Here is a 23,384-nt window from a genome sequence, read left to right as displayed (position 1 = left end):
AATTGACTTTGACTTTTTGGCTTACATTTATAAATGTTTACATAGTAAACGTTATAAACGATTAGCTTTATTTTTTATCTTCGTCGTCTTTAACTTCTTTGAACTCAGCGTCTTCAACATTGCTATCATTTGATTGTTGTGAACTACCTTGTGCTTGTTGTTGAGCTTGTTGAGCTTGTTGATATACTTTAGCAGATAATTCTTGAATTACTTGTTCTAATTCTTCTTTTTTAGCTTTAATATCATCTAAATCTTGACCTTCTAATGCTGATTTAAGCGCATCTTTTTTGCTTTCAGCATTTGATTTGTCTTCTTCACTGATATTTTCACCTAAGTCTTTAATTGTTTTTTCAACTTGGAATACTAAGCTGTCTGCTTCGTTTCTTAAGTCTACTTCTTCACGACGTTGTTTATCTGCTTCAGCATTTTCTTCAGCATCTTTAACCATACGATCAATTTCTTCATCAGATAATGCAGAACTTGATTGAATAGTGATATTTTGTTCTTTATTTGTACCTAAGTCTTTTGCAGTAACGTTTACGATACCGTTTTTATCAATATCAAATGTTACTTCAATTTGAGGTACACCACGTGGAGCTGGTGGAATATCAGTTAATTGGAATCTACCTAATGTTTTATTATCTGAAGCCATTGGACGTTCACCTTGTAATACGTGAATGTCTACTGCTGGTTGATTGTCAGCTGCTGTTGAATATACTTGAGATTTTGATGTTGGAATTGTTGTATTACGTTCAATTAACGTATTCATACGACCACCCATAATTTCGATACCTAATGATAATGGAGTTACGTCTAATAATACAACGTCTTTAACATCACCAGTAATTACGCCACCTTGGATAGCAGCACCCATTGCAACAACTTCATCTGGGTTTACACCTTTATGAGGTTCTTTACCAATTTCTTTTTTAACTGCTTCTTGTACTGCAGGAATACGAGTTGAACCACCAACTAGGATAACTTCATCAATTTCAGAAGTAGATAAGCCAGCATCTTTAAGTGCTTGACGAGTTGGTTCCATTGTTCTTCTGATTAATGAATCAGCTAATTCTTCAAATTTAGAACGAGTTAAGTTGATTTCTAAGTGTAATGGACCATTTTCTCCAGCTGAAATGAATGGTAATGAGATTTGTGTTTGAGATACACCAGATAAATCTTTTTTAGCTTTTTCTGCAGCGTCTTTAAGACGTTGTAACGCCATTTTATCTTGTGATAAGTCAACACCATTTTCTTTTTTGAATTCTGATACTAAATAGTCGATGATTACTTGGTCAAAGTCGTCCCCTCCAAGTTTGTTATCCCCTGCAGTTGATAATACTTCGAATACGCCATCGCCTAATTCAAGAATAGAAACGTCGAAAGTACCGCCACCTAAGTCAAATACTAAAACTTTTTGATCTTGTTCAGTTTTATCTAAACCATAAGCTAATGCTGCAGCTGTTGGTTCGTTAATAATACGTTCTACTTCTAAACCAGCAATTTTACCAGCATCTTTAGTAGCTTGACGTTCAGCATCATTGAAATAAGCAGGCACAGTAATTACTGCTTTATCCACTTTATCTCCTAAATAACTTTCAGCAGTGTTTTTTAAATTTTGTAAAATCATTGCTGAAAGTTCTTGTGGTGTATATGATTTGCCGTCAATATCTACTTTATAATCTGTACCCATATGACGTTTAATTGATTGTACAGTATTTGGGTTTGTAATTGCTTGACGTTTAGCAACTTCACCTACTTGAGTTTCTCCATTTTTAAATGCCACAACTGATGGAGTTGTTCTAGCACCTTCAGGATTTTGAATTACTTTAGGTTCGTCTCCTTCTAATACAGATACGCAAGAATTTGTAGTACCTAAGTCAATACCTATTACTTTACTCATAATAAAATTCCTCCAATTTTAAAAATTTTTCAAATTTAAATCTTATTGATTAACTTTGACCATAGATGGTCTTAAAACTCTATCTTTTAATTTATACCCTTTTTGTAATTCTTGAGTGATTTCACCAGAATTGAAATCAGGATTGTCATCTTGAACAACAGCTTGATGGAAGTTTGGATCGAATTCTTGACCTTCAGACTCAATTTCTTCTAAGCCATTGTCTTTTAATGCTCTTAATAAGCTTTCATGAATCATTTGAACGCCTTTTTTGAGAGATTTAAATGATTCGTCATTACCCTCAATTTGAAGTGCACGTTCAATGTTATCGATAGTAGGTAAAATATCAGTAAGCACGGGTTGAGCTTGATATTTTTTATTTGTTTCATTTTCATTTCGAATTCGACGCTTATAATTTTCGAATTCAGCATATAATCTTAAATATTTTTCTTCATTTTCATTTGCTTTTAATTGTAATTGTTGAATTTCTTCGTCTTTAGATTGATCATTTTTATCATCATTATCATGTTCAGATGTAGATTCATTATTTAATTCTTCTTCAGAAGGATTATTTTCTACATCATTTGAAGACGACGCTTCGTTTTTAACGTTTTCATTTTCTTCAGTATGTTCAGTGTTATTTTTCACTGATTCGTCTTTTTCTGTCATTTTATGCCCTCCAATATAATTACAATTAGATTCACCATATTTGATTAAGTAATTGAATCACATTTTGATAATGCATCGCAGTTGGTCCGATAACCGCAATTTGTCCTTTTAGTGCATCATCAAAATGGTACTGGCTCGTTATAATTGAAATATCACTTAACCCTTCATCTATTTCGTGGCCAATTTTAACATTAATTTCAGAAGTGGAAATATCTTCTAGTAACTCGATAATTTTTTCTGATTCTAGATATTGTAAAATTGGCTGAATAGAAGAAACATTGGTTTCGTTCAGTGCATCAATAAGTTTAACCTTTCCACCCATAAAAATGCTATTACTTTGTTTATGGAGATGAGAAGTTAGCATGATAGTTAATTCATTTATAAAGGATTGTTCCGCCATAGAATTTGTAAATTGTTTTAATTTCTTATTAAAATCAAATTGACTTTTATAATAATTATCAGTCAGAAAATTTGAAATCCTTGTTAACCTTTCATCGCCAAACTCCATTGATTCACTTAAATGTAAATGTTCTACATGTCCAGAATTATAGATGATGACCATTATAATTATAGACGAATTTGCACGAATCAAATGAACATTATTTATAATATCTGTTTTGTGATTAGGTCGAACAACCAACGTTGCATATTGAGATTTTATTGATAATTCATCAGCAAAATAACTAAGGGCTGAAGAAATATCATAATGATTCTCAATCAAAAGTTGATTTAAACGTTGAACTTTATTTTGTTTTTGATGAGATGTTTGTTTTAACAATTGATTGACGTATAATCTAAAACCTTGTTCAGAAGGTGCACGCCCTGAAGATGAATGTATTTTTTCTAAAAAATTCAACTCTTCCAAATACTTCATTTCATTTCTAATAGTAGCTGGGCTTACATTTAAGTTATGTCTATCAATTAAGGTTTTAGAACCTATCGGTTGTCCTAAATCAACATAATCTTCAACAATTGCATTTAAAATGCTTAATTGCCTATTTGTAATCATGTCTTCACCTCATTAGCACTCCTTTGTCTCAAGTGCTAATTATAATTTAACAAATTGGTCAAAGTAAGTCAACGTTAAAGCTCTTATTTTTCAAAAAAATTTATTAATTTAATAGAAATGCTTCAAAAACTTCATTTCCAATGATTTTTCCCTTATTGGTCAATGAAATATGGTTATCTCTTTCATAAAGTAAATTTTTCTTTTTCAGATTATTTATTGTCTCACCAAATACTTTATCCATTGAGGTACCAAATTTTGAAAGAAATTTAACTTTATCGACACCTTTATTCATTCTTAATCCTAAAAACATTTCTTCTTCCATTCTTTCTGAATGAGTAGGAAAATTGGAAGTTAAAATAGGACGTTGATGATTATTAATAGCATTGATGTAATGATTAACAGGATTGAGATTCGAATAGCGTTCCCCATTTACATATCCACTTGCGCCTGCTCCAAAACCATAATATTCTTCATTTAGCCAGTAAGTCTTATTATGCCTTGATTCATGATGAGACTTAGCGAAATTTGAGATTTCATATTGTTTAAATGAGGTTTCTCCTAAAACATTCATTAAATATTGGTACATTTCAGCTCCTATATCTTCGTTTGGCAATTTTAATTTGCCTTTTCGATACATATTATAAAATTGAGTTTTAGGTTCTAAAATTAATCCATAACTTGAAATATGATCTATATCCATTTGTATTGCTCTATTAAGACTATCTGAAAAATCTTCTAATGTTTGAGTTGGTAAATGATACATTAGGTCTAAACTAATCGATTCAATATTTGCTTTTTTAGCATACTCTACAGCATTATATATATCTTGAGTTTTATGTGTTCTACCTAGAATTTTTAGTAATTCTGGTTTAAATGTTTGTACGCCCATAGAAATTCTATTTACACCATATGAGTGTAGTAATTTCACTTTATCTAAGGTTAATTCATCGGGATTTGCTTCAAATGTATATTCACCTTTAATTGAAAAAGTTGACTGTATTGCTTTTAAAAGTCTTTCAAGTTGCTTGAGATTTAAAGCTGTAGGCGTACCTCCTCCAACGTACATTGTTTCAAGATTTCTAATTTCACTTGTTTTCATTTCTTTAATTAATGCAGAAATATACTCATCTACTGGTTGTTTGTTAATAAAGTACTTATTAAAATCACAATATGTACAAATCCTAACGCAAAAAGGTATATGAATATATGCACTTTTTATTGACATCGTTACACCCTCATTTTTAAGTTTTTAAAACACAAACGAGGTTGGAACACATGATTCTGGGTTCCAGCCTCGCATTAATAACCTATTCATCATCCATTTTAAGAACAGCTAAGAAAGCATCTTGTGGTATGTCTACGTTACCAACAGCTTTCATTTTTGCTTTACCAGCTTTTTGTTTTTCAAGTAATTTACGTTTACGGCTGATATCTCCACCATAACACTTAGATAACACGTTTTTACCCATAGATTTAATATTAGTTCGGGCCACAATTTTTTGACCTATTGCAGCTTGAACTGGAACTTCGAATTGTTGTCTAGGAATAAGTGTTTTTAATTTTTCAACAAGAGCTTTACCTCGTTCATATGCAAAATCTCTGTGAACGATAAAACTAAGTGCATCTACTTTGTCACCATTTAATAAAATATCCATTTTAACTAAATTACTTTCTTTATTTTCAATAAATTCATAATCAAATGAAGCATAGCCTTTCGTATTAGATTTTAATTGGTCAAAGAAATCAAATACAACTTCTGATAATGGAATTTCATAAACGATATTCACACGGATATCATCTAAGTAATCCATATTTATAAATTGGCCACGTTTACGTTGACACAGTTCCATAACTGCTCCAACATAGTCATTTGGCACCATCATTGTCGCTTTTACATATGGTTCATAAATCGCTTTAATTCTATCACGTTCAGGCATTTGAGATGGATTATCAACTGTAACTTCTGAACCATCATTCATTTCACATTTATATATAACTGAAGGTGCAGTCGCAATTAATTCTATTCCAAATTCTCGTTCAATTCTCTCTTGAATAATTTCCATATGTAGCATACCTAAGAATCCTGTTCTAAATCCAAATCCCAGTGCTTGTGATGATTCTGGTTCAAATTCTAATGATGCATCATTTAATTGAAGTTTTTCAAGAGCTTCTCTTAAATCGTTATAATCTTTATTATCAATTGGGAACAATCCACAATAAACCATTGGATTCATCTTTTTATACCCTTTTAACGGAGCATCTGCTGGTCTATCTACATGAGTGATAGTATCCCCAACACGTGAATCGTCGACATTTTTAATACTTGCAATAATATATCCAACATCGCCTACTGTAAGTTCTTCAATTGGTAGTTGTTTAGGAGTATTAATCCCAACCTCAGTAACTTCAAACTCTTTTCCTGTTGCCATCATTTTGATACGATCTCCAGCTTTTACAACACCTTCCATTACTCGAATAGAAGAAATAACGCCTCGATAAGGATCGTACTCTGAATCAAAAATAAGAGCTTTAAGCGGTGCACTAGGATCTCCTTCTGGTGGAGGAACAACTTCAACAATTTTTTCTAAGATTTCATCGATACCAATATTTGATTTGGCACTTGCTAACACAACTTCATCTTTATCTAAGCCAATAACATCTTCTAATTCTTGTTTTACTCTTTCTGGTTCAGCAGCGGGTAGATCTATTTTATTTACTACCGGTAAGAGTTCTAAATCATTATCTAGTGCTAAGTAAACATTAGCAAGAGTTTGAGCCTCGATGCCTTGTGCAGCGTCAACTACTAAAATAGCGCCTTCACATGCAGCTAATGAACGAGAAACTTCATATGAGAAATCGACGTGCCCTGGAGTATCGATTAAATGAAACGTATAAGTCTGTCCATCTTTAGATTCATATTTTAATCTAACAGCATTTAATTTAATTGTAATACCGCGCTCTCTTTCAAGATCCATTGAATCAAGCAATTGATTTTGCATTTCTCTAGTTTCTACAGATTTAGTATTTTCTAAAATTCTATCTGCTAACGTTGATTTACCATGATCAATATGAGCAATTATAGAAAAGTTTCTTATATTATCTCTTCGGTTATAGCGTTCTTGCATATCCATAACTTATCATTCTCGCTTTCGTAAATTTACCCGTATATGTATACATCTTTGACATAATATCGTTTTTAATCATTATTTGCAAATTTAAGAGAAAAGAATCATCATGTGAAGATTCTTTATTTACTTTTAATTTTAAGATTTTTCTTAAACTACATAACAATTATAAAGTGTTGTATAAAGGTTTCCAATAGTTAATATCGTTCTTTTTGTAAATAAATAGGTTTAATGTTAATAAATGATTGCACAAATATTCATGTTTTGATAAAATATTTCTTGTTGTAATCAAAATAAAATTTGATATGCTTAGATCACTTTTAGGAGGTGACAGTAATGCCAAATATTAAATCTGCTATTAAACGTGTAAGAACAACTGAAACTGCTGAAGCACGTAATATTTCACAAAAAAACGCTATGCGTACTGCAGTGAAAAATGCTAAATCAGCAATTGAAAATAATGCTGATAATAAAGCTGAATTAGTTAACTTCGCAATTAAATCAGTTGATAAAGCTGCACACAGTAACTTAATTCATTCAAATAAAGCTGACCGCATTAAATCTCAATTAATGTCTTCAAGCAAATAATCATTTAAAAAGTTCAAGCGATTAGCTTGAACTTTTTTTATTTATAAAGAAAGAATAAATAATTCTAAAATCAGTTGTTTATCCATATATGAGGATTTTAACTTATAATCAGTTTCTGCACATTGATCAATAATATTTAGCAAATGAGTTAATTGATAATGTTTTACTTGATTTAAAGCCAATTTAACTCGGTATGGGTGCACATTAATTGTTTTAGCAATTTGTTGTCCGCTATATCCTTTTCGACTTAAAATTTTACATTGATAATATAATCGATAATTACTTGTTATTAATGCTAATAGTTTAATAGGTTCTTCTTTCATTACTATTAAATCTTTAATAAGTTGAATGGCTTTATATTTTTCCCCTTTTTGTATATATTCAGTTAAAAGAAAAACATTTTGTTCTAAACTTCTATTAATAATCTCTTCAACATCTTTTTTATTTATAGTTGTTCGCTCTCCTAAAAATAAAATAATTTTTTCTAATTCTTGCGAAACTATATTAAAGTTAATACCAGTTAATTCTATAAATAAATCTAATGCATCCTGTTTAATATCTTTAAAATTTTCATGAAGTTTATTTTTTATCCAATTTTTAATCTCTTGTTCAGACATCTGTTCAACTTTAGCTAGCTTGCTTGTCTTTTTTAAAGTCTTAGTAATTTTCTTTCTTTCATCTAATTTATTTTGATACACTTCAAAAATGATAAAGTTTTCTCCATCATATTTTTCTAAAAATTCATTTACTTGTTCGTTGTTCGGTTGGATATCTTTTGAAACTTTCTCACCTGTAAAAATAAAAGCATTTTTAACAACAATAGCTTTTTTCTCTGAAATAAAAGGCATTGTTAATGCTTCTTCTATAATCTGATTAAAACTTGTATCATAAAGATTATATTTAACATAGTTAAAATCGTCTTTTTTTTCATTTAAGTAACTTTCTACGATTTCATTACTTTTTTTCTCCACTAGTTCTGGCACTTCTCCGTATATAGCCATTATATTATTAGCCATGTAAACTTGCACCCTTTCAAAATTATACCATTAAGTTATTATAGCATTGTGTAATTATTATTCTCTATCATTAACTTCTATTAAAGGATGATATAAGTTGATTATCGAGATTTAAAGTAATTTCTCCATCAGTTTGAGTATTGTAGATATGAGAATTAATTTTCTCTAATTTATCTATCGTTTCGTTATTAGGCAAATGAAAAGTATTATTTTTTCCACTTGAAATCATACTAATTTTAGGTTGTATGATTTCTAAAAAATGTTTTGAACTACTTGTTTTACTGCCATGGTGTCCAACTTTTAGAACATCAATTAACGGTAAATGATATTTCTTTAATAATAAATTTTCATTTTCTTCAATTGCGTCGCCCATCAATAATAATTTGTAATTTTTGTACTCTATTAATGAAATTATACTTTGTGCATTTTTGTCTTCATTGGAATCAATAAAAGCATTTAAAAATGATATTTTAGCTTCTTTCAACTGAATATTATTAGTCTCTAAAACATCAATAACTTTTATATGATATATACTACAAAATGTATGTATAGTTTTAATTTGATCTACTGAATAACTTTTTATATATAAATATAAATTTTTAATTCTTATATTTTGTGCTAAATAAGGAAATTCGCCTATATGATCATTATGTGGATGAGTAAGAATTAAGTGATCAATTTTTGATATTCCTCTAGATTTTAAAGTAGGCATAATATGATATTTCGCAATATTATGATTATCTTTAATCTTCGTTTGAACTACTTTACCACCAGTATCTACCATCACAGTTTCATTATTTTTTGTTTGAAAAAGAAAACTATCACCTTGACCAACATTTAAAGCAGTAAACGTCGTCGCTAATGATTGATTAGTTAATCTTATAAATATTATAAATAAGATAATTATAATTAAGAATGCTCTATAATTTTTATAACATATAAATATAGTTAGTAGAGTTAATAAAATAAAACAGTAGAGTAGACTTAAATTTGATTGATCAGCGATATTTATTTGGTAATTTCTAAATAAAATGAACGGGTGCATTATTCTATCGTGCAGTTCAAATAATTGATTTGCAACCATATTTATACATCGCAAGTCACTAAAGAAATGATAGAAAGTAAATAGAACAATAGAAAGTGGAAAAATAATGAAAGAATATAATGGGACAAATATTACATTAGAAATAAAACCAATCCATTGAAACTGATTAAAATGATAAATACTAATAATCATGGATGAAAATTGAGCGATAATTGTTATATAAATATAATTCTTTAAAATTGATTGATTATTAAATAATGGCTTAGAAAATAGTATAAAAAAAGAAATAATGAAAGAAAATTGAAATCCAATGTCATAAGCAAAATTCATATTCCAAATTGTCATAAATAAAAAGACCAACGATAATACACTTATAGACGAAATTTTAAAAGTCTTAGGGATAATAAAAAAAGTAATAGCGGTTAAAACTGCTCTTATAGCACTCGGTGCAAAATTTGTATAAAAAATAAATAGTATTAGTATCATAATAATAAAAATTCGTATGAATAATTTTGGAATATTAAACCTGACCAAACTATATTGAATGATAAAAATAATGGTAGCAACGTGTGATCCACTGACAGCAAGTAAATGATAAATACCTATCGCTTTAACCTTATCTAAGTAATCTGTATCAATTGCACTAGTATCTCCAGTAATTAAAGCTAAGACTCTCTCTGGATATTTTAACGAAGAATGGTATAACTTGTTTTGAATATAATTTAGGTGTTTATCTATAAAACTTATATGATTAACTTTAGTACAATGTTTATTATCTATTTGATCGATATAAACATAGACTTCATTATGAATACTATTTGTGATATTTCCATTAATTTTACATTCTCGATTTTTTAAATCTTTAGCTTTCAATTGTGGACTTTTAAAAGTAAAGTGATAATTATTATGTTTATATTGAAATTGTCCTTTAATAATTTGATTGAATTGTTTTATATCATTTTGAAACGTTACTTTTGAATTTATATTACTGTGGACTTTTAAATTTTGGAGTATAAAATGATTTGTTTTCAAAGTATGGTGTACTTGAAATAAAGCTAGAAAGAAAAAGGATAAAATTAATAAATAGTGGTATAAAGGAATACTCTTTCGATACACAATAATTAATATAATAGCAAATATTAAAATTGAAAATAATTTAAGATGAACCCATAATATACCACTTAAAAAAGAAAGTGCATATAAAACAACTAACATTCTTTAGTTAAAAATTCAGCTATTTTATTAGCAGAAAATGGTATTTTTTCATACTCAATACCTGCTTGATTTAATAATTTAATAGCATATTTATGATTATGATAATCTTTTGCATAGTATATTTTCTTAATACCTGCTTGAATAATAGACTTAGTACAGTTTAAACAAGGAAAATGTGTGACATATATCGTTGCATTATCTGATGATACACCTTGTTTTGCGCATTGTAATAATGCATTCATTTCTGCGTGAATGGTTCTAATACAATGACCATCTTCTATTAAACATCCTACATCAATACAGTGAACTTCTCCTGCTACTGAGCCGTTATAACCTCCTGCAATTATTCTATTGTCTTTTACAATTGTTGCGCCTACTGATAGTCGTTGACATGTAGAACGTAATGCAAGCAAATGGCTTTGTGCCATAAAATATTCGTCCCATTTTATTCTATCCATAAAGTTCAACTCCTTAAAAAAATATATATCTATTATAATTTATATTAAAAATTCTTCCAATTTAATTTATGTAGTAAAGTAATCTTTAAGTTTCTCGAAAGTTTTCCCTCCAATTCCTCTTACTTGTTTTAAGTCTTCAACCTTATTAAATTGTCCCTTTTCCTCTCTGTATTTAATAATCTCTTTCACTTTAGTTGGACCTATACCTGGAACATTAAGCAATTCTCTTTCATTTGCTGTGTTAAGATTGACTTTAATACTTTCAGAAGTATTTAAATCACTTTGATTAGTGGGTGTAGCATTTATTTTCGTTTCATTTTTATTAGGTATATAAATCATTTTTTGATCAGTAAGTTTTTCAGATAAATTGATTTTTGTAATATCAGCATTTTCAGAAACTTTAGCTTTTTTTAGTACATCTTTAACTCTATCGTTCTTTTTCATTTCATAAACATCTGGTAATTTAACCGCTCCTTTGACATCTACATAAATAGTTGAATTTTCTTTAGAAGAAGTGGATAAATTATTATCATTTTTATTTTTATTATATTTTTCATTATTATTAAATTGGCTATTGTTAGCATTAGATGTTGTCATATATTCTGAAGGCTCATTATTTTTCATAAGCATGAGAATCACTATAAAAAGTAACACTACTGCAATTAAAATGATGATATGAGTCTTCCACTTAGTTAATAATTGAATTATTTCATTTCTATACTTAAACAAAAACTCATCTCCTTATATGTATAAACGTATAAGAAGATGAGTTTACTTTATTTTATTTATAAGCAACAAAAAACAATCTGTCACCTTTTTCATTATGATTATTGATGTCAAAGTCTACAAAAGTTTCAATACGATTAAATCCAGTTTGTTTTAACAATCGAATATAGAAATCCTTTTCAAATGTTCTTTGATAGTGTGATTCATTAAAACGGTGATAATTACCATTATGCTGTTTTAAAAAGAAGCTCATATCATGATAAACACTATAAGGTTCTTCACCTTTTATAGCTTCCCACGCTAAAAATATGTCATCATTATCATCAATATAACATTGATTATTAAATGCTGTGTTCATTTTATATATCGTATGAATATCGAATATAAACATTCCTAAATCAGATAAATGATTAAATACACAATTAAACGTATTTACGATATCATCAATATCAGGTAAATAATTCAGGGAATCACAAAATATTGTTACAACATCATATGTTGTATTTAATGAAAAATCGGTCATGTCACCTTCTAACCAAGTAACTTGATTAGATTTATTTGCAGCAATAGATAACATGTCTGTACTTAAATCCATGCCCGTAACCGTGCCAATAGAAGGAAGTAATTGCGTTAAACTTCCAGTGCCACAACCAATATCAAGAATATTTATTGAATCATTAGAAGACATTGTTCTTGTATAATATTTTACAATATTAAACCATTCTTCATAAGGTTGATCTTGAGTAAGCTGATCATAAACTTTACTCATTTCGGTGTATTGCATCATTTTAATATGCTACCTGATTATATGATTCTATTGGAGCATCTTGATAAAGTTTCTCTATATTATAGTAATTGCGTTCATCTTTATGGAAAATATGAACTACTACGTCTGCTAAATCAATTAAGACCCATCTTGCACTTTGATAACCTTCCATACGCTTTACTTCAATATTATTTTCATGTACTTTTTCTTTTACTGCTCTAGCAATTGATTGAACTTGACGTTCATTGTTACCGTGACACACTACAAAATAATCAGTCATATCACTAATACCTTGCATATTAAGAGAAACAATATCTTCTGCTTTTTTATCTTCTGTCGCTGTGACAGCAATATTTAATAATTCTTCTGAATTCATTTAATCATCCTTTATCTTTTGATCACTATAATTATAATAATTTAAACATTCAATTGTAGAACCATAAACAGTAATATCTTTACTAATTAAAAATAGCACTGTTCGCTTTGATATTTCATAAATTGTTTTATCTAAGCTACCTTGATTGTATGCCATATCTCTAATTTCTTCAACTCCTGGAGTTTTTCTACCAGGTTCTATATAGTCAGCAATAAATACCAATTTTTCAGTTTTTGTCATTTCTTTACGACCAGTAGTGTGATATTTAATGGCTAATAATGTTTCTTCATCTTCGATGCCATAATCAGCCTTCATTAATGCTGCACATACAGGTCCATGAAGAATTTCACTTCCATAACTTAACAAATTGCTATCTAAATCATGTTGGCGAACGACTTGATACATTTTTCCTAAATCATCATATTTACAATAATCATGTAAAATGCCTGCTAACTCTGCTTTACTTTTATCTCCATCATAGATTTCAGCAAGCTTAACTGCTGTGTCAGCTACTCTAAGAGAATGTTTAAAACGCTTTTCGGGCAATTTATTTTCGATAAGTTTTTTTGCTTCTTTAGTGTTCATAGAATCCTTCCTCTCTAATATATTTACTAACATTTCGAGGGACTAAAATATCAATTGTTTTTTTATCTTTTACACGTTGTCTAATCATTGATGAACTAATATCCATTCTTGGAATAGATATGGAAATCATATTTTCATCAACCTTTTGAATATTTTTTTCTCTATTTACTACTATAAAGATAATCATTTGCTTTAATTCATCTATTTTATACCATTTATCAAGTTGATCATATTGGTCTGATCCTATTACAAAATAAAACTTATCGTAAGGATTTTGGTCAATTAAAGCTTTTAATGTATCATACGTATAACTTTGACCTTTTCTTTCTAATTCTGCATAACAAATATTTCCGAAACCTAACTGCTCGATTACCATATTAATCATTTTGATGCGATAATGAGCATCTAAGTAATCGTTATGTTCTTTAAGTGGAGCCATATAACTTGGTAAAAAATAGAAAACATCCGGTTTAATTTTATGAAATACTTCATTAGCTACTAACATATGTGCAGTATGAATAGGATTGAATTGTCCGCCGTATAAAACAATTTTTTTCATAGAATTATGGTAATGAAATTTCCTTATTTTCTTGAGATTCTCTATAAATGATTATCATTGATCCAATGACTTGGACCACTTCACTATTAGTAGCTTGACTTAGCGTTTGGGCTAAATCGTTTTTATCATCAAAATTATTTTGAAGTATATGAATTTTAATTAATTCTCTATTTTCTAGTGTTTCATCTATTTGACTAATCATATTATCATTAATTCCAGCTTTACCTATTTGAAAAATTGGATCAATGTTATGCGCCAAACTTCTTAAATATCTTTTTTGTTTACCTGTTAGCATAGCATATTATTCTCCTTTTAATTGATTTAAAACTGCTAATTTCATTTCTTTAATTTCAGCATCTTTGCCAGTCCATATTTTAAAGCTCTCAGCACCTTGATATACAAACATATCTAGACCATTATAAATAGGGTTACCCTTCTCTTCAGCTTGTTGTAAAAATGATGTTTTATAGGGAATATAAATGATATCACTTACCAATGTATTCGGTGATAATTGATCGAGACGAATTACACTCTCTTTATTATTATCTAATCCTGCTGATGTTGTATTAATAATAATATCAAACTCATCAAGATATTGTTCAGCTTGTTGTAGGGTAATCGCATTAATATCTAATTTCCAATTATCAAAGCGACTCATTGTTCTATTCGCTATAGTTAATTTAGGCTGTACACATTGTGAAAGTGCAGTTGCAATACCTTTGCTTGCGCCCCCAGCTCCAAGAATTAAAATATATGCATTAGATAAGTCAGGATATACTTGTTTTAATCCTTTTACGTATCCAAGACCATCAGTATTATAACCAATCCATTTATTCCCTTCTATTTTCACAGTATTCACTGCACCTACAGCTTTAGCTTGTTCATCAATATCATCTAAGAATGGAATGATGCGTTCTTTATGAGGAATAGTAACATTAAATCCACTTAAATTTTTTTCAGTTATTATTTCTTTAATATTATCGAAATCTTGAACCGGTATATGCAATGCTTCATAAGTATCATTTAAACCTAAAACTTTAAAATTAGTATTATGCATCACTGGTGATAATGAATGTGAAATCGGATCTCCTATCACTGCAAATTTCATTATGAATCCTCCCTACATAATAGATTGTCTTAAAACAACATCAACACTTTTAGGAACTCGGACAATCACTTTTGCACCTGCTTCGATTGTAATAAAGCCCAATCCAGAAATCATAATGTCACGTTTTTCTTTCCCTGTTTCTAGACGTACAGCTTTCATATCACTTATATTAAATTTTTCTGGATTACTAGGTGGACTTAATAAATGTCCTATTTGCTTTCGCCATAAATCATTTGCCTTTTCAGTTTTAGTTCTATGAATATTTAAATCATTAGAAAAATAACATACAAGTGGTCGTTTCCCACCAGAAACATAATCTATCCTAGCTAATCCACCGAAGAATAAAGTTTGTCCCTCATTTAATTGAAATACACGTTGTTTAATTTCATTCTTAGGAATAATCACTTTTAATTCTTTTTCAGTAACATAATGGGTCATTTGATGCGCTTGTATAATGCCAGGTGTGTCATACATAAAAGTTTTCTCATCTAAAGGAATATCTATCATATCTAATGTTGTACCTGGAAATCTTGATGTTGTAACGACATCTTTTTCACCTACACTTTGCTCAATTAATTTATTGATTAAAGTTGATTTACCAACATTTGTAGTACCAACGATATAAACATCTTGATGATTTCTAAAACGGTTGATTGATTCTAAAAGTGCATCAATACCCCATCCTTTATGAGCTGATATTAATACCACCTCTTCAGCTTCTAATCCATACTTTCTAGCTGTTCTTTTTAACCATTCTTTTACACGACGTTGGTTAATTTGTCTTGGTAAAAGATCTAATTTATTCGCTGCCAAAATGATTTTCTTATTTCCTACAATTCGTTTTAAAGCATTAATAAACGATCCTTCAAAGTCAAAAACATCAACTACGTTAACGATAATACCTTGTCTATCGGATAATCCATTTAATAAATTTAAAAAATCTTCACTATCCATTCCTACATCTTGTATTTCATTATAATTTTTTAATCTAAAACAACGTTGGCATATAACATCATCTCTAAATAAATTATGTTCTGGCACATACCCAGGTGCGTTTTTATCTTCAGATTGTAAAGGAGCGCCACAACCGATACATTTTAAAGTTTCATCCAATCAATTTTCCTCCCATGTAATATAACCTTTTCTTTTAAAATAGTTTAATAATCGACGTTCGATTATTCTATTTAGTCTAGTTAAAAATCCATCTGTCTTTTTGACAGGAACTACCATGATAGTATATAGACCGTTATTATTGCCACCAAGTACGTCTGTAAGCATTTGGTCACCTATAACGATTGTTTCTTCTGGTTTAATATTCATGTGTTGTATCGCTTTTTTAAAAGCTCTTCCCATAGGTTTTCTAGCTTTAAAGATAAAATCAACGTCTAAGTCTTTCGAAAAACCGGAAACACGTTTTTCATTATTATTTGATACTATTGTAATCGTTAAACCTAAATCATTTGCCTTTTTAAACCATTCTTGTATTTCTTTCGTTGGTGTTTTAACGTCCCAACCTACTAATGTATTATCTAAATCTGTAATAATACCTTTAAAACCAGAATTTGCTAATTTTTCAATATCAATTTGAAATACAGATTGTACATAATCATTAGGCATAAAATATGTTTTAATTAATCCCATTCATTTCACCTTTAAGTTATTTATTTTTTATATTTCATTAACCAACTGTTCAACAATTTTACTTGATGATTGAGCTGCTTTACCAAGAAACTCTTCAAACGACATCTCTGCTTCCCCATTTGCTAAATCAGAAACAGCACGAGTAACGATAAAAGGTAAATTAAATTGATAACAAGTTTGAGCAATAGCCGTTGCTTCCATTTCAACTGCCATAGCTTTTGAAAACTGACGTTTAATTTTTAATCGCTGTTCACTACTACCAATAAAACTATCGCCACTTACAATTTGACCAATTTTAGCGGTTAAATTTTGTTGTTTTACAACTTTTTCAGTTAATTGGAGTAATTGTTGGTTAGCTTCAAATTGAGCTGGCATTTGAGGTATTTGACCGATGTCGTATCCAAAGGCAGTTGCATCTGCATCATGGTACATCACATTATTACTAATTAAAATATCTCCAACTGATAAACTATCATCTAAAGCACCAGCAGAACCTGTATTTATAATCAATGTAGGTTTAAATTTTTCAATTAATAGTGTTGTCGAAATTGCAGCATTTACTTTTCCAATTCCACTTTGTGTTAAGACAACATCTTTATTATTTAGTTGCCCACGATAAAATTTTACATGTGCTACTTCAATCTCATTTAAATTCACTAATTTATGTTTTAAAATCGCTACTTCTTCTTCCATAGCTCCAATAATTCCAATCATATTTACACCTCAACTTTAATCTTAGCACATGTTATTCTAACATAATTTCTAGTTCATCACGACTAACTTTTTTTATTAAATCATCTTGAAAAATATTTAATAAAAAAACTGTCGATACAGTTAAACACTGTCGACAGTTAAATTTTAAATTACATATTTATTTATGGTTAACCTTTCCATAAAGTAGCTAAATCTTGTAGAGACAATACACCTGTTATAATTGTAACAATAACTGCTACAATGCCAAATACTAACATCCATATTGGATGTTTATAATCTCCAACAATTGATTTTTTTCTACTCGCTATCAATATTGCACCCAAAGTAATCGGTAAAATCCATCCATTTATTGCTCCTGCAATAATCAATAAACTAATTGGTTTTCCAATTAATAAGAAAATTATTGTTGAAATCACGATGAAGACAATGACAATCAAATTATTTTTATTAAATAATGATTTGTGTAATGTTTTTAAGAAAGTTGCACTTGTATATGCTGAACCAATCACTGATGACATTGCGGCTGCGAAAATAACAACTCCAAAAATATTTTTTCCTATTGGTCCAATAGCATGTTCAAATACTGATGCTGGCGGATTATCTGCATTTAAAGTGACACCTGTCACTACAACTCCAAGTACTGCTAAGAATAATAATGTTCTCATAATACCTGTAGTTAAGATACCTGCAATAGCTGAACGATTCACAAATGGTAAAAACTCTTTACCTTTCATTCCAGAATCAAGTATTCTATGTGCACCAGCAAATGTGATGTATCCACCTACTGTTCCTCCAACTAAAGTAATGATTGGTAAAATTAATTTAATAGGATGTTCTGGTGCAACTGTATGAACAAGTGCATCACCATAGGGTGGGTTAGATACAACCATGACATAAGCTACTACTAATATCATTATTACTCCTAAAATCATTGAAACAATATCCATAATTTTTTGACCACTTTTACTTACAAATATTAAAATTGCAAAAATGGCTGTAATAGCTGCTCCCCATTTAACATCAAGTCCAAACATTGCATTCAATCCTAAACCTGCACCAGCTATGTTCCCGATATTAAAAGCAAGTCCTCCAAAAGCAATCAATATTGAAATTAAAGTTCCTAATCCAGGTAACACTTTATTTGATACTTCTTGACCACGTAAACCTGTTACAACTAATACGCGCCAAATATTAATTTGAGCTCCAATATCAATTAATATAGATATTAAGATTGCAAAAGCGAAACTTGCATAAAATTCTGCCGTAAACACAGCAGTTTGAGTTAGAAATGCAGGACCGATCGCTGATGTAGCCATTAAAAATACAGATCCATAAAGTAAGCGTCTATGACTTTTTGTAAATTTAAAATTGTCTTTATCTTGTTTTTGATTTAAATTTTCTTTCATTAGAAAACCCCCTTATAAGGATTGAATATCAATGCCTTCTTTCGTTAATTTTTTTCTTATTTGTTCAACAAATTCTAGTGCATGTTTACCATCACCGTGAACACATATTGTATCTGTTTCCAAATCAATTTCTTTTCCATTGCGACTTATCACTTTGTTTTCAGTTACCATTTTCAAAACTTGTTTTAATGCTTCGTCAGAATCAGTAATGACTGCGTCTGGTTCTTTACGACTAACTAATTGACCATTATCTTCGTAACGTCTATCAGCAAATACTTCAGAAGCTGTTTTCAATCCGATTGCTTGAGCTTCAGATATTAATAATGAATTAGATAAACCTACAAGCACTATAGTAGAATCAAAATCGTATACTGCTTTTGCAATTGCTTTTGCAATTGCTTTATTTTTAGCACCCATATTATACAGTGCACCGTGTGGTTTAACATGATTTATTCGTGTTTGGTGTACTTTACAAAATCCTTCTAAAGCACCTAACTGATAAACTATTAGGTTATATACTTCGGTAGGACTAATATCCATCTTTCGACGACCAAACCCTTTTAAATCTGGAAATCCGGGATGAGCGCCAATACTCACATGATTTTCTTTAGCTAAGTTTACTGTTTGATTCATTACATTTTCATCACCCGCATGAAAACCACAGGCTATATTAGCAGATGTAATTAAAGGAATGATATCTTTATCACCTCCAAATGAATAGTTACCAAATGCTTCACCTAGATCACAGTTTAAATCAACTTTCATCATAATTTCACTCCTTTAACTATTTGATGTTTTTCAAGGAATTTAATATCAACTTCTTCTGCATTTCCTTTTGCATATGGTGGGTAACTTAATACTGCATATAGAAAATCAGCCGTAGTAGTGAAACCATCAATTACCATTTCATCAAGTGCCACTTTTAATTTGTTAATCGCAGAAGTTCTATTAGAGTCTTTTACGATAACTTTTGCAACTAGTGAATCATAGTAAGGAGATACTTGATAACCAGCATATAATAACGAATCTACTCTAATATTAAAACCTTGAGGTAAGTGTAGACGTTTAACTTTACCTGGAGTAGGTTGGAATTTCTTTTCTGGATTTTCAGCGTTGATACGTGCCTCTATTACATGACCATTGAATACAATATCTTCTTGACTAAACGGTAATTTATTATGTAATAACAAATATAATTGTGCTTGTAATAAATCTCTATCTGCACGCATTTCAGTAACAGTATGTTCTACTTGTATTCTTGCGTTCATTTCAATAAAGTAATGTGCATCTTCAGTAACTAAAAATTCAATAGTACCAGCACTACGATAATTAGAGGCTTTTGCAACTTTGACAGCATCATTACATATTTTTTCACGTCGTTCTTCAGATAATGCTGCACATGGTGCTTCTTCTATTAATTTTTGATTTTTTCTTTGGACTGAACAATCTCGTTCACCTAAATGAACATAATTTTCTTTTCCGTCACCAATCACTTGAACCTCTACGTGTTTTGCAACAGGAATAAATGCTTCCACATACACACGATCATCATTAAAATATTTTTGACCTTCACTTTTAGCTTCTTTTAATGATTTTTCAAGTTGATTTTCTTCTTTAACAATTCGAATACCTTTACCGCCACCACCGCTTGCGGCTTTTAATACTAAAGGATATCCTATGTCTTTTGCTAATTCTTTAATTTCTTCTACAGAATTTACTGCATCTGTTGAGCCAGGAATAACTGGCACTCCTGCTGAATGAACAGTTTGACGAGCAGTTATTTTATCACCCATCATTTCCATTGTTTTTTTGTTAGGGCCAATAAAATGAATATCATTTTCTTCAACTTTTTGGGCAAATGTTGTACTCTCCGATAGAAAGCCGTATCCAGGATGAATAGCATTAGAACCTGTGATTTCAGCTGCACCAATAATACGCTCTATATTTAAATAACTATCTAAAGGATTTGCTTCTCCAATGCAAACTGCTTGATCAGCTAAACTTACATGAAGACTTTTTTCATCACCTTTAGCGTATACTGCGACAGTTTCTATTCCCATTTCTCGACACGCTCGAATGATACGTACCGCAATTTCTCCTCTATTTGCTACTAAACAACGATACATATTTCTGCCCCCCTTTATTTTACTTTAACTAGAACTTGATCGTATTCAACGTTTGTACCATGTTCAACCACAATGTCGGTAATCTCACCATCTATATCACTAGTCACTTCATTCATTACTTTCATTGCTTCAACATATCCGATAACATCACCAGATTTAATGTTGTCACCTACTTGAATTATAGGATCCGTTAATTCCTTACTATCTTGTAAGAAGAATGTTCCTACCATAGGAGAAGTAATTGTTTTTGCTGAATCATTTAAAGGGTTATTTTCTGAAATACTTTTGTCTTGAGAATTCCCTTCAGATTGTATTACTGGAGTACTATTATTTTGATTGTTACTTTGTTCAGTAAAATCTAATTCGATTTCGTTTTTATTATCTTTATATTTAAATTTTTTTACATCATTTGATTTTACAAGTTTAATGACTTCTTCTATTTTTTTTATATCCATAACTATCTCTCCTCTGTAATGATTTTAGTCAATTTCTTTGCTGTCGGTCTCATTTCACCCATATTAAAGGTTGGTGACGTGTTAATTTCAGCATTTAAATGATTAAAGTGATTTAGATATTGTTCCTGAACCTTTGTAGCTTCTTCAATCGTTGACCACTTAAATCGAATTAAATCCCCTGGCTTAAATTGAGCAATTTTATTTAAATCCAGTTGAGTGACTGTAGCGATTTTCGTATAGCCACCTATAGTTTGTTTATCATTTAATAAGATAATAGGATTACCATCATTTGGGACTTGAATACTTCCTAAAGCAACAGGTTCTGAAATAATATCTGCCCCAGTTTTAGGAGGGATATGCTCACCATTAAGACGATACCCCATTCTATCAGATTTTTCAGAAACTTTATATTCCATATTAACGAGCTTATTTATACTTTCCTTTGAAAATGCTTCAATTTGTGGACCGGTAATAATATGTATTATATTATCTTCGGGAATAGCATTATAAACTGTTGTTTTACCCAAATTTTGTTTGAAAGATGGATTTTCTTTTAAGTATATCAAATCTCCTTTTGATAATGGTCTCCCTTTGTAACCACCAATTTTACTTCTAGTATGTGTCGAATAACTTTCTGCTATTGGTTGAATATCTAAAGGATGTCCAAAGAAAATATAACCACGAGCGCCTGCAGTCACTGCTCCAACTTTCAAAATATCGCCTTTGCATGCATAAATTACAGTATTAATATCAACTGTCTCTTCATTTAATTTTGCGTTTACATGTGCTCCTGTCAAAATAAATGTATTATCTTTATTAAATTGAAGTGTTGGACCGATAATAGTATATTCAAGGCTCGGTCCATTATTACCAATTAAAGTCTTACCAATTAAATAACTATATAAATCCATAGCACCAGCACTTGAAAAACCTAGGTGTTGAAAACCAAATCTTCCTTCATCTTGAACAGTTGTAAACATACCAGGTTGAATAATACTAATCGACATGATTTAACACCCACTTTTCTTTATTAAATCGATTTTCTGCTATTTCACTTTGGATGTCGTTAAATGTATTTTCATCAATAGAATAAAACTTAATATAATCCCCCGCTTGATATAAAGACATTTCATCGTCGTTGATATCAAATACTTTTAATGGTGTTCTTCCAATAATTTGCCAACCACCTGGTGAATCAGAAGGATATAAACCCGTTTGATTATTTGCTATTCCTACTGAACCTGCGTCAATTTTGACTCTAGGTTCATCTCGACGTGGAGTATGTAAACGAGAATCCAATCCACCTAAAAATGGAAAACCAGGCATAAAACCTAACATGTAAACGAGATATTCATTTTGAGTATGGATTTGAATGACTTCATCAGTAGTTAGTTTGTTATGTTTAGCTACATATGGTAAATCAGGTCCGACTTCTGAATTATATAATACTGGAATATGTATGATCGTTTTATCTGAAATATCTTTAGCATGTTCACCATTTAACTGTTTTAAATCTAATATATCTATTAATTGCTTAAAATTAAGCTTTATATTATCAAAATTTATCATAATTGCTCTATATGACGGTATCACATCTTTGATACCATCTATTCTTTTAGCGTGTATATGTTTAGTAACGGATTCAACATCTCTGTAATTACTTTCAGATATTTCTTCTTTAAAATAAAGCGCAATTGATTGTTCATTAATAATCTTTATTTCCAAAGATGATGGTCCTCCTTCGATTATAAATAACGTATTTCATTTTATATATTAGTAATATAAAATATCCACGTATTCATAGTAGTTTAATATGTCTTTCAAATAGACAATAATAAAAGAAGGTAAGTAATGCATTAATGTAATCGCTTACTCCCTTTCAGTACAAGATAACTATATA

At 29.9% G+C, this 23,384-nt stretch carries 25 protein-coding genes; 1 reads left to right on the top strand and 24 read right to left on the bottom strand.

Features of this window, described 5'->3' with window-relative positions; translation table 11 throughout:
* Positions 1-67: 67 nt before the first annotated feature.
* The 5 genes from dnaK to lepA all read right to left on the bottom strand — a co-directional run bounded on the left by dnaK (position 68) and on the right by lepA (position 6,706).
* Positions 68-1,900, bottom strand: a complete 1,833-nt coding sequence (gene dnaK / locus HMPREF2930_RS03135; RefSeq protein ID WP_017176208.1) for a molecular chaperone DnaK — start codon at positions 1,898-1,900, stop codon at positions 68-70.
* Between the two features lie 42 nt (positions 1,901-1,942).
* A complete protein-coding gene (grpE, locus tag HMPREF2930_RS03130; protein ID WP_017176207.1) occupies positions 1,943-2,566 on the bottom strand; it encodes a nucleotide exchange factor GrpE in 624 nt (207 codons plus the stop codon).
* A gap of 31 nt (positions 2,567-2,597) precedes the next feature.
* Positions 2,598-3,575: a heat-inducible transcriptional repressor HrcA gene (hrcA, locus tag HMPREF2930_RS03125; protein ID WP_017176206.1), complete on the bottom strand. Its 978-nt coding sequence runs from the start codon at positions 3,573-3,575 to the stop codon at positions 2,598-2,600.
* Between the two features lie 103 nt (positions 3,576-3,678).
* Complete coding sequence (gene hemW / locus HMPREF2930_RS03120; RefSeq protein ID WP_017176205.1) at positions 3,679-4,800, bottom strand: radical SAM family heme chaperone HemW; 1,122 nt, start codon at positions 4,798-4,800, stop codon at positions 3,679-3,681.
* A gap of 82 nt (positions 4,801-4,882) precedes the next feature.
* Positions 4,883-6,706, bottom strand: coding sequence for a translation elongation factor 4 (lepA, locus tag HMPREF2930_RS03115; RefSeq protein WP_017176204.1), 1,824 nt, complete (start codon positions 6,704-6,706; stop codon positions 4,883-4,885).
* 330 nt (positions 6,707-7,036) lie between these two features.
* Between lepA and rpsT the strand changes: the two genes are divergently transcribed.
* Positions 7,037-7,288: a 30S ribosomal protein S20 gene (rpsT, locus tag HMPREF2930_RS03110; protein ID WP_017176203.1), complete on the top strand. Its 252-nt coding sequence runs from the start codon at positions 7,037-7,039 to the stop codon at positions 7,286-7,288.
* 41 nt (positions 7,289-7,329) lie between these two features.
* Here rpsT and holA read toward each other — a convergent pair whose 3' ends face one another.
* From holA to pxpB, 19 genes are all read right to left on the bottom strand, one after another.
* A complete protein-coding gene (gene holA / locus HMPREF2930_RS03105) occupies positions 7,330-8,304 on the bottom strand; it encodes a DNA polymerase III subunit delta (RefSeq protein WP_017176202.1) in 975 nt (324 codons plus the stop codon).
* 70 nt (positions 8,305-8,374) lie between these two features.
* Positions 8,375-10,564, bottom strand: coding sequence for a DNA internalization-related competence protein ComEC/Rec2 (locus tag HMPREF2930_RS03100; protein ID WP_017176201.1), 2,190 nt, complete (start codon positions 10,562-10,564; stop codon positions 8,375-8,377).
* Positions 10,558-11,022: a ComE operon protein 2 gene (locus HMPREF2930_RS03095; protein ID WP_017176200.1), complete on the bottom strand. Its 465-nt coding sequence runs from the start codon at positions 11,020-11,022 to the stop codon at positions 10,558-10,560. Before HMPREF2930_RS03095 ends, HMPREF2930_RS03100 begins: the two co-directional genes overlap by 7 nt.
* A gap of 66 nt (positions 11,023-11,088) precedes the next feature.
* Entirely contained in the window at positions 11,089-11,751 is a 663-nt protein-coding gene (locus tag HMPREF2930_RS03090; RefSeq protein ID WP_017176199.1) for a helix-hairpin-helix domain-containing protein, read from the bottom strand.
* A 52-nt stretch (positions 11,752-11,803) separates the two neighbouring features.
* Entirely contained in the window at positions 11,804-12,535 is a 732-nt protein-coding gene (locus HMPREF2930_RS03085; RefSeq protein WP_017176198.1) for a class I SAM-dependent DNA methyltransferase, read from the bottom strand.
* A gap of 1 nt (position 12,536) precedes the next feature.
* Entirely contained in the window at positions 12,537-12,890 is a 354-nt protein-coding gene (gene rsfS / locus HMPREF2930_RS03080; protein ID WP_002449779.1) for a ribosome silencing factor, read from the bottom strand.
* Entirely contained in the window at positions 12,891-13,475 is a 585-nt protein-coding gene (gene yqeK / locus HMPREF2930_RS03075; RefSeq protein ID WP_017176197.1) for a bis(5'-nucleosyl)-tetraphosphatase (symmetrical) YqeK, read from the bottom strand.
* The gene (locus HMPREF2930_RS03070; protein WP_002449696.1) at positions 13,465-14,034 is read right to left on the bottom strand and encodes a nicotinate-nucleotide adenylyltransferase; all 570 of its coding nucleotides are present in this window, start codon (positions 14,032-14,034) and stop codon (positions 13,465-13,467) included. Before HMPREF2930_RS03070 ends, yqeK begins: the two co-directional genes overlap by 11 nt.
* A gap of 4 nt (positions 14,035-14,038) precedes the next feature.
* Entirely contained in the window at positions 14,039-14,329 is a 291-nt protein-coding gene (gene yhbY / locus HMPREF2930_RS03065) for a ribosome assembly RNA-binding protein YhbY (RefSeq protein ID WP_017176196.1), read from the bottom strand.
* Between the two features lie 6 nt (positions 14,330-14,335).
* Complete coding sequence (aroE, locus tag HMPREF2930_RS03060) at positions 14,336-15,142, bottom strand: shikimate dehydrogenase (protein ID WP_017176195.1); 807 nt, start codon at positions 15,140-15,142, stop codon at positions 14,336-14,338.
* 12 nt (positions 15,143-15,154) lie between these two features.
* On the bottom strand, positions 15,155-16,255 hold the full coding sequence (gene yqeH / locus HMPREF2930_RS03055) for a ribosome biogenesis GTPase YqeH (protein ID WP_037541052.1): 1,101 nt from the start codon (positions 16,253-16,255) through the stop codon (positions 15,155-15,157).
* On the bottom strand, positions 16,256-16,783 hold the full coding sequence (locus HMPREF2930_RS03050) for a YqeG family HAD IIIA-type phosphatase (protein ID WP_017176193.1): 528 nt from the start codon (positions 16,781-16,783) through the stop codon (positions 16,256-16,258).
* A gap of 27 nt (positions 16,784-16,810) precedes the next feature.
* A complete protein-coding gene (locus tag HMPREF2930_RS03045; RefSeq protein WP_017176192.1) occupies positions 16,811-17,497 on the bottom strand; it encodes a 5'-methylthioadenosine/adenosylhomocysteine nucleosidase in 687 nt (228 codons plus the stop codon).
* Between the two features lie 167 nt (positions 17,498-17,664).
* Positions 17,665-18,903: an NRAMP family divalent metal transporter gene (locus HMPREF2930_RS03040; protein ID WP_017176191.1), complete on the bottom strand. Its 1,239-nt coding sequence runs from the start codon at positions 18,901-18,903 to the stop codon at positions 17,665-17,667.
* Between the two features lie 12 nt (positions 18,904-18,915).
* A complete protein-coding gene (gene pxpA, locus HMPREF2930_RS03035) occupies positions 18,916-19,668 on the bottom strand; it encodes a 5-oxoprolinase subunit PxpA (RefSeq protein WP_029376819.1) in 753 nt (250 codons plus the stop codon).
* Positions 19,668-21,029 (bottom strand): acetyl-CoA carboxylase biotin carboxylase subunit, encoded by a 1,362-nt coding sequence (locus HMPREF2930_RS03030; RefSeq protein ID WP_017176189.1) that lies wholly within the window; start codon positions 21,027-21,029, stop codon positions 19,668-19,670. The genes pxpA and HMPREF2930_RS03030 overlap by 1 nt, the downstream gene beginning before the upstream one ends.
* Positions 21,030-21,043: 14 nt before the next feature.
* The gene (locus HMPREF2930_RS03025) at positions 21,044-21,484 is read right to left on the bottom strand and encodes an acetyl-CoA carboxylase biotin carboxyl carrier protein (RefSeq protein ID WP_017176188.1); all 441 of its coding nucleotides are present in this window, start codon (positions 21,482-21,484) and stop codon (positions 21,044-21,046) included.
* Between the two features lie 2 nt (positions 21,485-21,486).
* A complete protein-coding gene (locus HMPREF2930_RS03020; protein ID WP_017176187.1) occupies positions 21,487-22,491 on the bottom strand; it encodes a 5-oxoprolinase subunit C family protein in 1,005 nt (334 codons plus the stop codon).
* On the bottom strand, positions 22,481-23,209 hold the full coding sequence (gene pxpB / locus HMPREF2930_RS03015) for a 5-oxoprolinase subunit PxpB (protein ID WP_017176186.1): 729 nt from the start codon (positions 23,207-23,209) through the stop codon (positions 22,481-22,483). Before pxpB ends, HMPREF2930_RS03020 begins: the two co-directional genes overlap by 11 nt.
* Positions 23,210-23,384 lie beyond the last annotated feature (175 nt).

The sequence above is a fragment of the Staphylococcus sp. HMSC068C09 genome (assembly GCF_001813735.1).
Lineage (GTDB): Bacteria > Bacillota > Bacilli > Staphylococcales > Staphylococcaceae > Staphylococcus > Staphylococcus hominis.
The sequence above is the reverse complement of the archived record's forward strand: the minus strand, read 5'-3'. Positions and strand labels throughout refer to the sequence as shown.

What these genes read in the sequence shown, in the direction of transcription:
- dnaK (WP_017176208.1), bottom strand. Translation starts at nt 1,900, where the DNA reads ATGAGTAAAGTAATAGGTATTGACTTAGGTACTACAAATTCTTGCGTA.
- grpE (WP_017176207.1), bottom strand. Translation starts at nt 2,566, where the DNA reads ATGACAGAAAAAGACGAATCAGTGAAAAATAACACTGAACATACTGAA.
- hrcA (WP_017176206.1), bottom strand. Translation starts at nt 3,575, where the DNA reads ATGATTACAAATAGGCAATTAAGCATTTTAAATGCAATTGTTGAAGAT.
- hemW (WP_017176205.1), bottom strand. Translation starts at nt 4,800, where the DNA reads ATGTCAATAAAAAGTGCATATATTCATATACCTTTTTGCGTTAGGATT.
- lepA (WP_017176204.1), bottom strand. Translation starts at nt 6,706, where the DNA reads ATGGATATGCAAGAACGCTATAACCGAAGAGATAATATAAGAAACTTT.
- rpsT (WP_017176203.1), top strand. Translation starts at nt 7,037, where the DNA reads ATGCCAAATATTAAATCTGCTATTAAACGTGTAAGAACAACTGAAACT.
- holA (WP_017176202.1), bottom strand. Translation starts at nt 8,304, where the DNA reads ATGGCTAATAATATAATGGCTATATACGGAGAAGTGCCAGAACTAGTG.
- HMPREF2930_RS03100 (WP_017176201.1), bottom strand. Translation starts at nt 10,564, where the DNA reads ATGTTAGTTGTTTTATATGCACTTTCTTTTTTAAGTGGTATATTATGG.
- HMPREF2930_RS03095 (WP_017176200.1), bottom strand. Translation starts at nt 11,022, where the DNA reads ATGGATAGAATAAAATGGGACGAATATTTTATGGCACAAAGCCATTTG.
- HMPREF2930_RS03085 (WP_017176198.1), bottom strand. Translation starts at nt 12,535, where the DNA reads ATGATGCAATACACCGAAATGAGTAAAGTTTATGATCAGCTTACTCAA.
- rsfS (WP_002449779.1), bottom strand. Translation starts at nt 12,890, where the DNA reads ATGAATTCAGAAGAATTATTAAATATTGCTGTCACAGCGACAGAAGAT.
- yqeK (WP_017176197.1), bottom strand. Translation starts at nt 13,475, where the DNA reads ATGAACACTAAAGAAGCAAAAAAACTTATCGAAAATAAATTGCCCGAA.
- HMPREF2930_RS03070 (WP_002449696.1), bottom strand. Translation starts at nt 14,034, where the DNA reads ATGAAAAAAATTGTTTTATACGGCGGACAATTCAATCCTATTCATACT.
- yhbY (WP_017176196.1), bottom strand. Translation starts at nt 14,329, where the DNA reads ATGCTAACAGGTAAACAAAAAAGATATTTAAGAAGTTTGGCGCATAAC.
- aroE (WP_017176195.1), bottom strand. Translation starts at nt 15,142, where the DNA reads ATGAAATTTGCAGTGATAGGAGATCCGATTTCACATTCATTATCACCA.
- HMPREF2930_RS03050 (WP_017176193.1), bottom strand. Translation starts at nt 16,783, where the DNA reads ATGGGATTAATTAAAACATATTTTATGCCTAATGATTATGTACAATCT.
- HMPREF2930_RS03045 (WP_017176192.1), bottom strand. Translation starts at nt 17,497, where the DNA reads ATGATTGGAATTATTGGAGCTATGGAAGAAGAAGTAGCGATTTTAAAA.
- HMPREF2930_RS03040 (WP_017176191.1), bottom strand. Translation starts at nt 18,903, where the DNA reads ATGAAAGAAAATTTAAATCAAAAACAAGATAAAGACAATTTTAAATTT.
- pxpA (WP_029376819.1), bottom strand. Translation starts at nt 19,668, where the DNA reads ATGAAAGTTGATTTAAACTGTGATCTAGGTGAAGCATTTGGTAACTAT.
- HMPREF2930_RS03030 (WP_017176189.1), bottom strand. Translation starts at nt 21,029, where the DNA reads ATGTATCGTTGTTTAGTAGCAAATAGAGGAGAAATTGCGGTACGTATC.
- HMPREF2930_RS03025 (WP_017176188.1), bottom strand. Translation starts at nt 21,484, where the DNA reads ATGGATATAAAAAAAATAGAAGAAGTCATTAAACTTGTAAAATCAAAT.
- HMPREF2930_RS03020 (WP_017176187.1), bottom strand. Translation starts at nt 22,491, where the DNA reads ATGTCGATTAGTATTATTCAACCTGGTATGTTTACAACTGTTCAAGAT.